The sequence below is a fragment of the Haloferax marinum genome, assembly GCF_009674625.1.
GTDB classification, from domain to species: domain Archaea; phylum Halobacteriota; class Halobacteria; order Halobacteriales; family Haloferacaceae; genus Haloferax; species Haloferax marinum.
The window spans coordinates 2877780-2892152 of record NZ_WKJQ01000001.1; the positions used below are offsets into that span (position 1 = coordinate 2877780).

13 protein-coding genes are annotated in these 14373 nt (G+C 62.4%); 6 read left to right on the top strand and 7 right to left on the bottom strand.

Annotated elements, in window-relative coordinates; genetic code table 11:
• Positions 1 to 47: 47 nt before the first annotated feature.
• The 4 genes from GJR99_RS14550 to GJR99_RS14565 all read right to left on the bottom strand — a co-directional run bounded on the left by GJR99_RS14550 (position 48) and on the right by GJR99_RS14565 (position 2838).
• The gene (locus tag GJR99_RS14550; protein WP_151113394.1) at positions 48 to 947 is read right to left on the bottom strand and encodes a Vms1/Ankzf1 family peptidyl-tRNA hydrolase; all 900 of its coding nucleotides are present in this window, start codon (positions 945 to 947) and stop codon (positions 48 to 50) included.
• 81 nt (positions 948 to 1028) lie between these two features.
• Positions 1029 to 1394, bottom strand: a complete 366-nt coding sequence (locus GJR99_RS14555) for a DUF5802 family protein (protein WP_151113396.1) — start codon at positions 1392 to 1394, stop codon at positions 1029 to 1031.
• Between the two features lie 117 nt (positions 1395 to 1511).
• Positions 1512 to 1808, bottom strand: a complete 297-nt coding sequence (locus tag GJR99_RS14560; RefSeq protein WP_151113398.1) for a hypothetical protein — start codon at positions 1806 to 1808, stop codon at positions 1512 to 1514.
• A complete protein-coding gene (locus GJR99_RS14565; protein WP_151113400.1) occupies positions 1798 to 2838 on the bottom strand; it encodes a zinc-binding dehydrogenase in 1041 nt (346 codons plus the stop codon). The genes GJR99_RS14560 and GJR99_RS14565 overlap by 11 nt, the downstream gene beginning before the upstream one ends.
• Positions 2839 to 3084: 246 nt before the next feature.
• Here GJR99_RS14565 and GJR99_RS14570 point away from each other — a divergent pair, with 246 nt between their 5' ends.
• Together GJR99_RS14570 and GJR99_RS14575 are read left to right on the top strand one after the other, a co-directional pair.
• Positions 3085 to 3906, top strand: coding sequence for a helix-turn-helix transcriptional regulator (locus GJR99_RS14570; protein ID WP_151113402.1), 822 nt, complete (start codon positions 3085 to 3087; stop codon positions 3904 to 3906).
• Between the two features lie 37 nt (positions 3907 to 3943).
• A complete protein-coding gene (locus GJR99_RS14575; RefSeq protein WP_151113404.1) occupies positions 3944 to 4639 on the top strand; it encodes a MogA/MoaB family molybdenum cofactor biosynthesis protein in 696 nt (231 codons plus the stop codon).
• A gap of 15 nt (positions 4640 to 4654) precedes the next feature.
• Here GJR99_RS14575 and GJR99_RS14580 read toward each other — a convergent pair whose 3' ends face one another.
• Positions 4655 to 6730 carry a glycoside hydrolase family 15 protein gene (locus GJR99_RS14580; RefSeq protein WP_151113406.1) on the bottom strand — a complete coding sequence of 692 codons (2076 nt, stop codon included), beginning with the start codon at positions 6728 to 6730 and terminating at the stop codon, positions 4655 to 4657.
• Positions 6731 to 6882: 152 nt separating this feature from the next.
• Here GJR99_RS14580 and ilvD point away from each other — a divergent pair, with 152 nt between their 5' ends.
• Positions 6883 to 8637: a dihydroxy-acid dehydratase gene (gene ilvD / locus GJR99_RS14585; protein WP_151113408.1), complete on the top strand. Its 1755-nt coding sequence runs from the start codon at positions 6883 to 6885 to the stop codon at positions 8635 to 8637.
• 18 nt (positions 8638 to 8655) lie between these two features.
• Here the strand turns inward: ilvD and GJR99_RS14590 are convergent, their stop codons facing one another.
• Together GJR99_RS14590 and GJR99_RS14595 are read right to left on the bottom strand one after the other, a co-directional pair.
• Positions 8656 to 9615, bottom strand: coding sequence for a D-2-hydroxyacid dehydrogenase (locus GJR99_RS14590; protein WP_151113410.1), 960 nt, complete (start codon positions 9613 to 9615; stop codon positions 8656 to 8658).
• 208 nt (positions 9616 to 9823) lie between these two features.
• Positions 9824 to 10069, bottom strand: coding sequence for a hypothetical protein (locus tag GJR99_RS14595; protein ID WP_151113413.1), 246 nt, complete (start codon positions 10067 to 10069; stop codon positions 9824 to 9826).
• 144 nt (positions 10070 to 10213) lie between these two features.
• Here GJR99_RS14595 and GJR99_RS14600 point away from each other — a divergent pair, with 144 nt between their 5' ends.
• The 3 genes from GJR99_RS14600 (at position 10214) to GJR99_RS14610 (ending at position 14364) form a co-directional block, all read left to right on the top strand.
• Positions 10214 to 11605: an NAD(P)/FAD-dependent oxidoreductase gene (locus GJR99_RS14600; RefSeq protein WP_151113415.1), complete on the top strand. Its 1392-nt coding sequence runs from the start codon at positions 10214 to 10216 to the stop codon at positions 11603 to 11605.
• A 42-nt stretch (positions 11606 to 11647) separates the two neighbouring features.
• Entirely contained in the window at positions 11648 to 12091 is a 444-nt protein-coding gene (locus GJR99_RS14605; RefSeq protein WP_151113417.1) for a Tat pathway signal protein, read from the top strand.
• A gap of 587 nt (positions 12092 to 12678) precedes the next feature.
• The gene (locus GJR99_RS14610) at positions 12679 to 14364 is read left to right on the top strand and encodes a potassium channel family protein (RefSeq protein ID WP_151113419.1); all 1686 of its coding nucleotides are present in this window, start codon (positions 12679 to 12681) and stop codon (positions 14362 to 14364) included.
• The last annotated feature ends 9 nt before the right edge of the window (positions 14365 to 14373 follow it).

A 14373-nucleotide genomic window follows, 5' to 3' on the forward strand; every position in this document is an offset into this window, starting at 1 on the left:
TGTTCGGGGAGCCAAAGTGGTGCGAGCGTCGGTTCGTGGCCGAAGACTCAGATGCGGTACAGTCGCGTCGTCCAGAACTCACGAGAGGCCTCTCGGAGGGCCGCTTCGGGGTCGCCACTGGCGTCGACGGTCGCAGTGAGCGACGCTCGGTCACGGAACTCACCGAGGACAGTTCGCTCTCCGAGGACGACGAGGTCGGAGTCAGCGTCGAGTGATTCGTCCAGGACGTCGTGGCACTCGTCGAGGTGGTCGTCGATCTGTCCGTCGCGGATGCGCTCGAATCGTCGTTGTGAGAAGCCACCTTTCGAGTGCGCCGACTTCACGTCGCTTTCGAACCCTGTCTCGTAGACGAGTGTTCCGTCGTCGTACCGGCCGAGCGCGAACAGGTCGGCCCGGACGAGTGCGACGACCGTCTCTGCGTCGGGCAGAAACCACTCGGATTCGAGGTCGAACCCGTCACTCCATTCGTCGAACGACTCCGGAAGTCGCGGGGGCGAGAGCACCACACTCACGAGTCCGGCGTCGTCGGTGAATGCGACACACGGTGCGGCCCTGCGGACGAGCGAGGCACGGTCGTCGAACGCCCTCTCGACCGACGACGGAACCGACTGTTCGTCGGGAACGGTGGCGGTCAGTGCACCTTCCGGGCCTGTCGAGACCGACTCCAATCGTCGGAGAACCTCACGAAGACGCTCGCCGCGGAGGTCTTCGGTTCCGCGAAAGTCGAGTTCGTCGTCGTCACCGGAGAGTCGTTCGACTCGGTCTTCGAGTTCGGTGATACGGTCTTCGAGCCGATTGAGTTCGGCTTCCGCCTCCTGTCGGGCCCGAACGGCCTCCTTCCGTCGGTCCGACTCGCCTTCGAGACGCCCTGCTAACGCGTCGCGTTCGTCTTCTAACTCCGCGATGCGTTCTTTGAGTTCGGCCCGGCCCAACAACTCGTCTAACATACGCGGAAGCGTGCGGGCCGGCCACTTGAGCGTTCGGTCCGCAGGCGACGACGTATCCTAGTTTCCCGACCGACGTTCAGACTACGTCCGGTGCCGTGACGGGTCGAGGGCGTCGAGGTCGTATCCCGCGTATCGAAGGAGTTCGGCCGCTCGTGTTCCGTCGGCGAGGAAGACGGGCCTGTCGTCGGGCAGCGCCTCCAGTTCGACGACTTCTCGGGGGAGGGCGAGTGTCCCCGCGGGAACGCCGTCGTCACCGACGACCGGGAAGTGGGCACTGTCGAGTTTCATTACGAGTGGGTAGTCGATTCGTTCCACGCCGGTTCCGCTCGCGTAGACGTGCTCGTTGAGTCGCTCGTGTTCGGTCCGCTGGATGGCCGCCTCCGAACCGTCGTATGGTTCGACGTACAGTCGGCCGAGGTAGTATCCGCTAGAGAATCGTTCGAACATCGACACATGTTATCATAACACACATCTGAAGATAAGCGTTGTCGAGACTGTTTATATAGACCGCAATTCCATCGCTCGAAGCAGTGGGGTCGACAGAGAGAAAGAGAGAGTATCGGGTCAGTCGTCGCCGCGGGTTGCGGCCGTCATCGACCAGACGGCGACGATGCCCAGTGCGAGTGCCGGAATCATCGGGAGTGCCAACATGGCGGCGATGTATGGCAGTCCGGCCATCGACGGAAGCGACGGCACGATGTACACCGCGCCAGGGACGACGAGGACACAGAGTGCGACGACGCCGACGAGCACCCAGCCTCGCTTCCCGAATCCCTGTGGTTCGGGTTCGTCCGCTCCGATGTCGGAGTCGCCCGGACGGTGAACGTACGTATCCTCCCGAGACGTGGTGTCAGAGCTCACTATCTGGGATTACGACCACCTTGCCAAAGCCCTGTCGTTCCTCGATAAGTTCGTGCGCACGGTCGATTTCGCTCATCGGGAGCGTCTCACGGATACGGGGTTCGAACGTGCCGTCCCAGACGAGTTCCAGCACTTCGTCCGCCTCGCCAGGCGTCGCCATCGTCGACCCGATGACCGACAGTTGGTTCCAGAAGATGTAGTTGAGACCGGCACCTGGGTCGGGACCAGTCGTCGCGCCACAGGTGACGACACGGCCGCCTTTGACGAGGCTCTTGAGCGACTTCTTGTAGGTGGCCTCACCGATGTGGTCGACGACCATGTCGACGCCGCGACCGTCGGTCAGTTTACGAATCTCCTTCGAGAAGTCTTCTTCTTCGTAGTTGATGACGTGGTCTGCGCCGCACTCGCGGGCGTACTCCAGTTTCTCGTCGGTCGACGCGGTGGCGAACACCTCTGCGCCGGCGTGTTCTGCGACTTGGACGGCAGCGTGTCCAACACCGCCGGACGCGCCGAGGACGAGGACTTTCTCACCGGGGCGGAGTTCGCCGCGGTCGATGAGCATGCGCCACGCCGTCTGGAAGACGAGAGATGCAGAGCCGGCAATCTCCCACGGGACGTCTTCGGGGACGGGAACGAGGTTCTCTTCCGGGATGGCCGCGAACTCAGCGTGGACACCGCGGAGGTGCTCGCCGATGATTCGGAAGTCGGGTGCGAGCGTCTGGTCACCCTTGCGTGAGAACTCGTCGCCCCCGTTGGCGATACCCGCGATGAGCGCGACGTGGTCACCTTCTTCGAACCGAGTCACACGTTCACCGACTTCTGTGACGACACCAGCCATGTCACTGCCCGGAATGTGCGGCATCTCTAACTCGACACCCGGCAGTCCACGCCGAGTCCAGATGTCGAGGTGGTTCAGTGACGCTGCTTTCACGTCGACGAGGACTTCTTCTGGTCCCACTTCTGGGTCGGGGAAGTCGCCATATTCGAGAACGTCTCGGTCGCCGTGTTCTGCAAATTGGACCGCTTTCATCTCGGTTCGACCCATGCAACCAACCCCCAAAAAGTTAGGTTTCGGTCAACTAGTTATCAACTCGTGCAGGAACTGTTCGACCAATGTCACCAGTAGACACGTTCATTACCCCCTCCAGTGTACTCGCTGTGGCAACGCCCATAGACCCTCCTCGTACGATATGATAGCACAACGACTGTCGAGCCGTGGAGAACGCCGCTTCCCCACCCCGAACGACTGGCAACTGTCTCCGGCAGGTGGTCGCTGATGACGCGGAACGGCGTTCAACAGGGAGCGGAGTTACTCGGTTTGCTCGTCGAACGCGCCAATTTTTTGGAAGTTCTCGCTGACGGGCCGTACGACAAGCGTGCGTTAGCCGATATCCTCGGGACGTCTCGTTCGACTGTCGACCGAGTCATTCGCACGCTCGTGAACGCTGGGGTCGTCCACCAGCGGGACAACGGGTACGAACTGACGCTTTCGGGGAGATGTGCACTCGACGCGTACGAACGGTACGAACAGACCGTTCGTGGGCTGACGAACGCACAGAAACTCCTGTCGATGCTCCCATCGGACGCGCCGCTCGACCCGGTCGTTCTGTCCGGCGCGAGAGTGTACACATCTAGCCCTGACATCCCGGATGCGGTCATCGAACAGCTATTCGCGAGTATCCAGGACAGCGAGACGCTGTACGGTATCGCTCCGGTCGCCATCGAGGGACAACTGGAAGCGTTCTACGACGCGGCGACAGCAGGTGGCACTGCCGTCGAGATGCTCGTTGCGAACGAGCTCAACGAGAAACTGCTCGACTCTCCCCGGTCGCGTTCGGTCATCATCGAAAACCTCCAGAAAGACGAGGTGAACGTCTACCGCGGCGAAATTCCGTTCGGGTTTGGCCTGTGGGCGACTGACGACGAGGCAGGCATCGTCGTCTACACCGACACTGGAGTCGGTGGAGTCGCCACCAACGACAACGAAGAGGCCATCTCGTGGGTGGTCGATACGTTCGAGTCGCTGCAATCTGAATCTGAAGCGGTGACGCTCGAATCGGTCCTCGACGAGTATCCCGACGACCCCACTGGCAACTGACCGGGGAACTTTATCGCCCGACGACGAAGCCACCGACGTGAGCGACCACGACCACACCCACGGTCACGACGACGACGAGCACAGGGGTGGCGACCAGAGCCATGACCACGACCACAGTCACGGGAGCGACGGCCACGGCCACGGCCACAATCACAACCGCGACGGCCATGGCCACGACCACGACCACGGCCACAATCACAACCGCGACGGCCATGGCCACGACCACGACCACGACCACCACGCCCACGACGTGACAGAACTCGAGTTCGCAGTGCTCACGGTGTCGTCTACTCGGACAGTCGACGACGACCCCGCAGGTGACGCTATCCAGGAGATTCTCCACGACGCAGGCCACTCCATTTCGGTCCGTCGCGTCGTCGACGACGACTTCGACGAGATTCAGACGGCACTCGCACGAATGGCAGACCGTGGTGACGTCGACGTGGCTATCACGACCGGTGGAACGGGTGTCACCCCCGACGACCAGACGGTCGAGGCCGCCGAGCAACTCTTCGAAAAGACGCTCCCCGGATTCGGCGAGTTGTTCCGCCGACTCTCGTACGACGAGATTGGAACGCGTGTCGTCGGGACGCGTGCGTCGGCGGGTATCGTCGATGGCATGCCAGCGTTCTGCCTTCCGGGGAGTGAAAACGCGGCACGACTCGGGACAGCAGAGATAATCGTCGCAGAAGCACCACACCTCACTGGCCTCGCTCGGCGGGACGAAGCGTAACTCGCTCGTCTGCGTTCACTCGCTGGGAGCCATTCCGAACGGTGCCCCGCGAACGTAACTCTCGGCGAGCAAGACGAACGTCGCCTGCGCCCACTGGAGGTTCGAATTCCACCGCACGTCGCCGTTGCCGTCCACACGTTCTGGAAGAAGGCCCGCGGCCGTCGCCCACGTTTTGGCGTGGTCGAAGATGTGGTCCGAGACGGCGGTTTCGTCCGTCGCTCCGAGCCATCGAACCACGTCGGCGTACGCTTCGCAGAGTGGCCATCCACCGTCTTCGGCAGTTCCAGTCGGTGTGTAGTCGTCGCCGGGATATCGGTCGAGACACGGCGAGTGGTCGGCACGCCACCACAGTTCGTCGCAGAGTTCGACCGTCGATTGCATCGGTGGGTGCGTCGCAGAGACGACGTTCCACGGCCAGACGGCCATGAACGCTGCCGCGTCGGGGCGCTGGTCGGGTGGTGGTCGTTCGTTCCCGTCCGGTGAGTCGGCGGTGACGTAGTGGTCGCCGTACGGTGTCCCTCGTTTGAAGCAGTACGTGTCGAAGTTCGCTGTCCAGACGCCGGCCTGCTGACGGCATCGCTGTGCGAACGCGCCGTCGCCGACTGCCTCGGCCATCTCTGCCATACACCGAAGCCCAGCGATTGCCGCCGCGCTTCCACCGGTCGTGTGGCCCCACACTTCTTCCCACGTGTCTTGATGTTTCTTCGGGAACCCCCACCCGTTGTCCCAGTCGAGGAGGAACTCGGCCGCTCGTCGAGACATGTCGTAGTGGTCCGAGAGGACCAATTCGTCGCCTGTCTCACGCCACGTGAGCCAATGGGCGTATATCGGGCCGCCTACCTGGTCGAGTTGGAGTTCGCGCCAGTGGGGCGTTCCATCGACGAAGTAGTTCTGCCACCACGTCCCGCCGCGTTCGATTCCGCGTGGACCCCGAACACCATCGTCTATCTGCACCGAATCGAGCCACGCGAGCGCTTTTCTGGCTTCTGCTGTCGCACCCGCTGCCAAGAGTGCCTGCACGATGATGACTTGGTCGCGCGGCCAGACGAACTTGTACTCGAAGTTGATGGGCTTGAACGCGCCCGCAATCATCGGCCCGCGTGGGTCTTGGACGCATTTGAGACTCGTCATCGAGAGGTCGTACATCCGGTCTGCCGTCTCGTCACCCGTCGGCCCGTCGTTGACCGCTTCGTGCCAGTCAGTCCACGCGTCGTGGAACGCTGCTCGAATCGGTTCGTAACCGGTGTCGAGAACCCGACTGGCAGCAGCGACTGCTTCTGTGTGTGTCGTCCCGAATCCGATACCCGTGAGCCACGACACGTCTGTGTCCGTTCCCACGTGCAGTCCGACGCCAGCGTCGACCCGGCCGGACGCGACGTCGTTCGGGGTGAGCCACCCGTCTTCGTCTTCGTAGATATCGGACCACGCACTTCGTGAGTCGCCAGTCGAGTGATTCTGCACGCCGACGCGGTGACCGTGGAACGTCGAATCGCCGGACGTGTCGTCTGTCGAGTTCTCGACCGACGGTCGGTGCTGGGCGAGGGCGACGAATCGGTCGTGGTCGTACGCGACGACGAAATCGACCCCGTCTTCGTTCGTGTAGTAGGCTTCGTCGACACCGTCGATGCCGAGGACGTCTTCGATGCCGAAGTTGACGAGCGTGTAGATGGTGTGTTCGTTCGCTCGTTCGAACGCGACGTGATTGCGGAGGAGAAGGGCCGGGTCGTCGACGGCGACGACAAGGTCCTGCGAGAGCGTCGCCTCGTAGCCACTGCCGAACCGGAACCGGTTCTCGATGTGGAGTTCCGGCACACGAGAGGACTCGTATGCGACGGAGCTTTCGACGGCGTCTTCGCGCACGTCGAGGACCTGTCGCAGGTCGGCGTCCCAGAGGAGGACGTGCAGGTCGGAGAACTGCTCGATGTCGGACCGAAACGCCGACGTCTCTTCGACGAGCGCACCGTGACAGCCACGTTTGTGGACGCTCGGATACTGGTTTACCGTCGCCAGCACCGTCTTTCCCACCCCTCTCGGTGCACTCACGATGGCGTCTTTGTCGCTCGGCGGCGTGTCCCTCCCACCGTCAATCATCGATAGAACGACACACCGAACTGTGTTGTAGATTTCCCCGGTGGAAGACGCTCACCCATCAGATTACCGACCCTGTTTGGGGAGTCACCAACCCGACTGCAACGTCTGCCCAGTCGCCGCCCTTTAAGTCCGCGCACACGTTCCGGTGAGATATGAGCCAGCAGCCCCCACGCGAGGAGGACGCAGACGACGTGTTCTCTTCGGGAAAGGACCCGAACCTCCGAAGTTCGGAGGTCACAGAAGGGCCGGACAAGGCCCCGCACCGAGCGATGTTCCGCGCCATGGGATTCGACGACGAAGACCTCTCGTCGCCGATGGTCGGCGTCCCGAACCCCGCCGCGGACATCACCCCTTGTAACGTTCACCTCGACGACGTCGCCGACGCGGCAATCGAGGGTATCGAAGCGGCCGGCGGGATGCCAATCGAGTTCGGCACGGTCACCATCTCCGACGCCATCTCGATGGGGACGGAGGGGATGAAGGCCTCGCTCATCTCGCGCGAGGTCATCGCCGACTCCGTCGAACTCGTCTCGTTCGGTGAGCGCATGGACGCACTCGTCACCGTCGCCGGGTGTGACAAGAACCTCCCCGGCATGATGATGGCCTCCATCCGGACCGACCTCCCGTCGGTGTTCCTCTACGGTGGGTCCATCATGCCCGGCCAACACGAGGGCCGTGAGGTCACCGTCCAGAACGTCTTCGAGGGTGTCGGCACCTACGCGGAAGGAAAGATGAGCGCCGACGAACTCGACGACCTCGAACGCCACGCCTGCCCCGGTGCAGGCTCTTGTGGTGGGATGTTCACCGCGAACACGATGGCCTCGATTTCAGAAGCACTCGGCATGGCACCGCTCGGGTCGGCCTCGGCACCTGCCGAGTCCAAAGAGCGGTACGACGTCGCCCGCCGTGCTGGTGAAGCAGTCATCCACTGCGTCGAAAACGACCTTCGCCCCTCGGACGTCCTCTCGAAGAAGTCCTTCGAGAACGCCATCGCGCTGCAGGTCGCAATCGGTGGGTCGACCAACGCCGTGCTTCACCTCCTCGCACTCGCCGCCGAGGCGGGTGTCGACCTCGACATCGAAGAGTTCGACGAAATCTCTCGTCGCACGCCGAAGATTGCGAACCTCCAACCCGGCGGGACGCGCGTGATGAACGACCTCCACGAGGTCGGCGGCGTTCCGGTCGTCGTCCGTCGCCTGCTCGAGGCCGGATTGTTCCACGGCGACGCCATGACCGTCACGGGTCGAACCATCGAAGAAGAACTCGACCACCTCGACCTGCCGGACGACGAAGACATCGACGAAGACTTCCTCTACACCGTGGACGAACCCTACCAGTCAGAGGGTGCAATCAAGATTCTCACCGGCAACCTCGCCCCCGACGGTGCAGTGCTGAAAGTGACCGGTGACGACAAGTTCCACCACACCGGCCCCGCCCGTATCTTCGAGAGCGAAGAAGACGCCATGCGCTACGTGCAGGAAGGACACATCGAGTCTGGGGACGTCATCGCCATCCGCAACGAGGGTCCGCGCGGTGGTCCCGGCATGCGCGAGATGCTCGGCGTCACCGCCGCAGTGGTCGGACAGGGCCACGAAGACGACGTGGCGCTCCTCACCGACGGTCGGTTCTCCGGTGCGACGCGCGGCCCCATGGTCGGCCACGTCGCCCCCGAGGCGGCCGACGGCGGCCCCATCGCACTCCTCGAAGACGGCGACGAAGTGACCGTGGATATCCCGAACCGCGAACTCTCCGTCGACCTCTCCGACGACGAACTCGCCGCCCGGAAAGAAGAGTGGGAACCCAAACCGCCGAACTACACCTCCGGTGTGCTGGCGAAGTACGCTCGTGACTTCGGGTCGGCGGCCAACGGTGCCGTGACGAATCCGGCGCTTACGCGCGACGAGTAACGGACCGAATTCGGATTTTTAGACGACGCGGTTCCGGAAGTCGTCGTCGCCAGCGTCTAACTTTTCGACGTTCTCGGCGATGATGTCGGCCAGTCGCTCCCAGTAGTTCGGTGTGTGGCCGGCGTTGTGCGGCGTGATGAAGACGTTCTCGAAGTTCCAGAGGTCGTGGTCGGAGGGGAGCGGTTCGGGGTCGGTCACGTCGAGTGCCGCCCCACGAATACCGTTGCTTCGGAGTTCGGAGACGAGTGCGTCGGTATCGACGACCGGTCCGCGCCCGACGTTGACGAGGACGGTGTCGGGTTCCATCGACGTGAACGCCTCGGCGTCGACGAGGCCGCGCGTCGTCTCGGTCAGTGGGCACGCGACGACGACGTACTCCGAGCGAGCGAACGCGTCGTGGAGGCCCTGTTCGTCGTCGAATCCGACGACTTCGTCTGTTGGACCGCCCTTCTCGGGCGTGTATCTGACGCCTATCGTCTCGACGCCGAACGGGTCGAGGCGGTCGACGATGGCCTCGCCGAGCGCGCCGAGACCGACGACGGTAACCGTCGAGCCCTGCAGTTCGTGCGTCTGGAAGGACTGCCAGTGAGCGTCCCGTTGCTGGCGTTCGGCGACGTGGAACCTGCGGGCGAAATAGAGGATATTTCCGAGGACGTGTTCGGCGATGTTCGGCCCGTGAACACCCGACGCGTTGGTGACGGCGACGTCGTGTGTTTCGAGCGCCTCGATTGGAAGGTGGCCGGTTCCAGCGAACACGCAGGCGAACAGTTCGAGACTCTCGGCGGATTCGAGCGCCTGTTCGTCGACGGTGAATCCAGTGGCGACTCGGGCACGAGAGAGGAGTTCTCGTTCGTCTTCGGGGGTCCGTGCGAGCGCCACCTCGGCGTCGGGGAGTCGCTCACGAAGCGTTTGGGCGAACTCCGCTGCGGACAGTCCGTGAATCTTCTGGCGAAGAACCGCGATGTCTGGGTCGCTCATGGTCGTGAATACTCGAACTGCGTGATGAACCTGTCCGATTTCAGTCGTGGCCAGCGCCGAGTGAGAGACGCGTCTGTGCCAGCCACGTCGCTCGCGAGTCCCGTGCCTCGCCGACGCAGTCGTGGTCGGGTTCGCGGTCGATGCTTAGCCGACGTAATCGTGGTCGGGTTCGCGGTCGGTGCTTAGCCGACGTAATCGTGGTCGGTGCTTAGCCGACGTAATCGTGGTCGGGTTCGCGGTCGCGGTCGTAGTGACGATTCTTCGAGATAGTTCTGGTGACGGCGACGGCGTCGACAGTCGGGTCCACGACGAACCGGGTGCCATCTTCACCGAGTTTCCACGCGACGGGTGCGTACCCTTGCGGAGCGGGGCCGCCATCGACAAAGACGAGGTCACCAGTCTCGTCTCTGAACACCACAGGTGCTCGTTGCCCACCCGACTTTTCAGCGTTCATCCAGGCGAACGTCCTTCGGTCTGCGTGATAAACCTCCGTACCCAGTTATCAGACACGGTAGTTAGATTGCCACACCGCACCGCAGTGTCCGACTGCCAACGTCGCTTCAGGGGGTTTAATACTCGAGCGAAGTGCTGTAGCGGTATGGAACGCGTAGACGTCGCCATCGTCGGTGGCGGTCCGGCCGGGACGTCGGCAGCACACGCTGCCGCGTCGGCTGGCGCCACCGCCGTGGTCTTAGAGAAAGGCGTCCCCCGAGCGGACCGAGCTGGTCTGGGTCCGGACTCGACGGACGCCGCTGGTATCCTCGACTACTGGGTGGACATCATGGGCATCGACCCCGCCGAGATGCCGGACGACGTCGTCCTCGACATCCTCGACCGGGCCGAGTTCATCGGGCCGAGCGAGACGGTGACGCTTCGGAGCACGGGCATCGATTCGTCGTACGACGAGTTCGGATACACTTTCCACCGTGCGAAGTTCGACGACTGGATGCGGAGTCGCGCGGAGGACGCGGGCGCAGAGTATCGAGTGAAAGCGTCGGTCCGAGACGTAGAGACAGACCTCGACGCGAGTGGGAGCGAAGACGACCCACGACACGTCGTCCGTCTGGCGAACGGCGAAGACGTCGGTGCCGACTTCCTCATCCTCGCGGACGGCCCACAGCGAACGGTCACGAACAAAGTTCTCGACCGATATCTGTCGTTCGACATCACCGACCGACTCGCTGCGCCGAAAGCCAACCACATCGCCTACCAGGAACACCGCGAGTTCCCGCCCGAACTGTTCGACGAAGTCGACGGCGCAATCAAGTTCTGGTGGGGATACATGCCCGGCCACACGGCGTATCCGTGGATTTTCCCGAACGACAACAACGTCTGCCGAGTCGGCCTCACGATGCCCATCGGCCTGGACATCGACGAGGTGAAAGACCGAGACGACTACAAACTGCTTCGCCCGGAAGACGAGCGCATCCCGCAAGGACGCGAGTACGTCCGTCGACTCCTCGAACAGGAGTACGGCGACGAGTACGACGTCGACGAGGACTTCCCACTCGTCGAAGACCGGGGCAAGACCAAGGGGACAGAGACCTACGCCATCTCGTCGACTCGACCTATCGACTCACCCGTCGGAGCCGGCATCGCCGTCACTGGCGGTGCGATGGGTTCCACGTCGGCGTTCCACGAAGGTGGTGACCACGTCGCCGTCCGAACCGGCGGTATCGCAGGTGAACTCGCCGCCGAGGGCGACCTGAGCGAGTACAACACCCGCTGGAAGGACGCCATCGGTGACGAAATCCTCAGAAACGTCGCGATGGCCGAGATCGTCCACGACTACGGACCGAACGACTGGGACAAGACGTTCAAAGCGGCGCGCAAACTCCTCGCAAAAGACGGTGGCTACAAAGCGTTCGACACCGCCAAACTCTCGGCGGGCTTTAGCGCTGCCAAACTCGCCACGCGGTACAAGAAGACGAAACTCAAGTACCGCAACGGCAAGTTCGTCCAACTGAAAGAGTCCGAGTACACACTGTAGTCGACCGAACGTTTATCTTTGACTCCGGGATTCTCTCTGTCGATGGATAGTTCTCTGTCTCGCCGTCGGTTGCTCCGGACTGGTCTGGCAGTCTCCGGAGTCGGTCTCTTGGCGTCTCTCGCCGGGTGTTCGTCGCTTCGGGGATGTACAGACGCAGAAATCTATCTGTATGCGGAGTTGGCCGGAAGCCCACCGTCTGATGCAACCGTCGTGTCGGCAGACGACCCACGCGTCGCAGGGAACGAGTGGATTCTAGAAGTCGTCGAAGGTGCGTCGGGTGGCCATCCACGCGAGTCGAGTATCTCGGATTGTCTGAGTGACTACGACGCGCTTCGCGCCGACCTCGACGCACTCCCCGAATCAGGCGGGCCAACCGACCGCGTCTACTACGTCCGAATCGACGGCCAAGTGGTTCGTCTCCGAGCAGCGTTCTTCGAAGGTGAGGAGACGGCGCGGTCGGAACTCGTTTTACCCCTGAAGAACTAGACGGGAGTGCGTACCTCAAGTCCCCGTCCGAGTTGTCCCACTTTGGGAGCGATGACAGAACGGCGAACCCAGGTGCGCGACACCTACTGGCCGGCAGACGCCGGCGTACTTCGGAACGTCCGCGCCCGAAAGACGGACCGCCTGGCACGAGGGTTTCCCGGTTGACGCGGCACGCCGCCTCGGGATGATACCGGCCGTTAGTGTTCCGGGCGACATTCGACCTTTTACACTACGCGAGCCGTTGGCTCGCTCGGCGAAAGCTCGACCAAAAGCGCTCCTCGCTCCCGGCGGTCGCTCGTCGGCCTCGCCTGCGGCGAGCAAACCGGCGACCTGCCGGGCCCTCCGGACCGCTCGGTCGCCGGATGCTTGTATTACATTCTGCTACCTTTCGTCGAACGTGGTAGTAGATTCTCGTCAGGTAGTGTTCTGGGCGACATTCTACACATCCGAAGAGCGGTATCGCGACGTGCTCACAGAGAAAAAACTGGGGAAATCGCCTGAACGACATTCGATTAGTCCACAATCAACCAAACAGTGAGGGGCGCGTACGCTTTTGTCGGCTTACGTACTAATACACGTATCCCAACATGTCCTCGCTCCCCGAGTCGATTCGTCGGTTCGAACCAAGCCGACGAATCCGACACGTCATCTACTACGTAGCCGGACTCGTGTTACTCATACTCTTCTACACGGTGGCATACAACTACGCGCTGTTACGGCTCGAAGGCGTCGATCAGTCGATTTTCGCCTCGTTCGAGTTCGTCATCCAGACGATGACCACTACCGGGTACGGTCAGGACTCGGGTATCTGGAGCCATCCGCTGATGTTTCTGTTCGTCGCGTTGATTCAGATTTCCGGCATCGCAATCGGGTTTTTCACGCTTCGTCTCATCATCATCCCGCTGTTTACCGGCGCTGAGGTCAACCTCGACGACCGACTGAGTCCCAAAACCGACCACGTCATCATCTGCGAATACCGCCGTGACTCTGCAATCCTTCTGGACGAACTCCGCGAACTCGGCATCGACTACGTGCTTATCTCCTCTTCACGGGAGGACGCCGAGTCACTCTCGAATCGCGGCTACGCCGCCATCCACGGCTCTCCACAGGCGACGTCGACCTTCGAGCGGGCCAGTATCGGAACTGCGAAGACGGTCATCACCGACGCTGGCGACGCGAACGTCGACACGATACTCACTGTCCGAGGGATGCGGCCGGATATCGACGTCATCGCACTGACCGACGACAGCGAGATGGAATCGATACTGCGCACCGTCGGCGCGGATACCGTGCTGTCACCGCACGGCGTCTTGGGACATCGCCTCGCAGAGAAAGCCGTCGCCTCGTTCAGTTCCGAACTGCGAGACACCATCGAACTCGGGGGAGACACGAGACTGATGGAACTCCCAGTCTCGGATTCGAGCGAACTCGTCGGGCGCAGCATCCGAGAGACCAAGGTCAGAGAGCGAACCGGAGCCAATATCGTCGGTGCGTGGCTCGACGGCGAACTACAGCTCCCACCCAGTCCGGACGCAGTTGTCCGTCCGAACACCGTCCTGTTGGTGTCCGGTGCGGAGGGCGCACTCAAGAACTTGAGCGAGTTCACCCGGCCGCCCCGGTCGTTCACCGAACACGAACGCTTCGTGCTCGTTGGGTTGGGCGAAGTCGGTCACGCCGCCAAAGCGGTCATCGAAGAGTCCGGTGGTGAAGTCGTCACAATCGACGTCGAGGACCGACCAGGTGTCGATATCGTCGGCGACGGAGGCTCCCGAGACGTCTTGGTCGCCGCAGGTGTCGAGAGCGCCGGGGCTATCATCATCGGCGTCCCAGACGACTCGATTGCACTCTTGACGACCGTGCTCGCACAGTCGCTCAACCCCGAGATAGAGGTGCTCGTCCGTGTTGGAGATGCAGAGGCCACGCAGAAGGCGTTCACCGCCGGGGCCGACTACGTCCTGTCAGTCCCACGGGTGAGCGCGAGGATGGTCGCAAAGGAGCTTCGAGGTGAGGACGTGCTCGCGCCGGCGAGTCAGATTCGTCTCGTTCGCGTCCCGGCCACACCGTTTTCCGGGTCGACACTCGGAAACTCCCGCATCTACGAACAGACTGGCTGTCGTGTCATCGCTATCGAGAGCGGAGACGGGCAAACGGTTTCGGTCGACCCGCAGTGGGTGTTCTCCGGAGACGAACGAATAACCCTGGTCGGGGCCGACGAAGCAGTGCAGAAGTTCCTCAAACGGTTCGACGTCTCCCCAACTGACCTCGCCAGATGAGTCGCCTCG

What these genes read in the sequence shown, in the direction of transcription:
- GJR99_RS14550 (WP_151113394.1), bottom strand. Translation starts at nt 947, where the DNA reads ATGTTAGACGAGTTGTTGGGCCGGGCCGAACTCAAAGAACGCATCGCG.
- GJR99_RS14555 (WP_151113396.1), bottom strand. Translation starts at nt 1,394, where the DNA reads ATGTTCGAACGATTCTCTAGCGGATACTACCTCGGCCGACTGTACGTC.
- GJR99_RS14565 (WP_151113400.1), bottom strand. Translation starts at nt 2,838, where the DNA reads ATGAAAGCGGTCCAATTTGCAGAACACGGCGACCGAGACGTTCTCGAA.
- GJR99_RS14570 (WP_151113402.1), top strand. Translation starts at nt 3,085, where the DNA reads ATGACGCGGAACGGCGTTCAACAGGGAGCGGAGTTACTCGGTTTGCTC.
- GJR99_RS14580 (WP_151113406.1), bottom strand. Translation starts at nt 6,730, where the DNA reads ATGATTGACGGTGGGAGGGACACGCCGCCGAGCGACAAAGACGCCATC.
- ilvD (WP_151113408.1), top strand. Translation starts at nt 6,883, where the DNA reads ATGAGCCAGCAGCCCCCACGCGAGGAGGACGCAGACGACGTGTTCTCT.
- GJR99_RS14590 (WP_151113410.1), bottom strand. Translation starts at nt 9,615, where the DNA reads ATGAGCGACCCAGACATCGCGGTTCTTCGCCAGAAGATTCACGGACTG.
- GJR99_RS14595 (WP_151113413.1), bottom strand. Translation starts at nt 10,069, where the DNA reads ATGAACGCTGAAAAGTCGGGTGGGCAACGAGCACCTGTGGTGTTCAGA.
- GJR99_RS14600 (WP_151113415.1), top strand. Translation starts at nt 10,214, where the DNA reads ATGGAACGCGTAGACGTCGCCATCGTCGGTGGCGGTCCGGCCGGGACG.
- GJR99_RS14605 (WP_151113417.1), top strand. Translation starts at nt 11,648, where the DNA reads ATGGATAGTTCTCTGTCTCGCCGTCGGTTGCTCCGGACTGGTCTGGCA.
- GJR99_RS14610 (WP_151113419.1), top strand. Translation starts at nt 12,679, where the DNA reads ATGTCCTCGCTCCCCGAGTCGATTCGTCGGTTCGAACCAAGCCGACGA.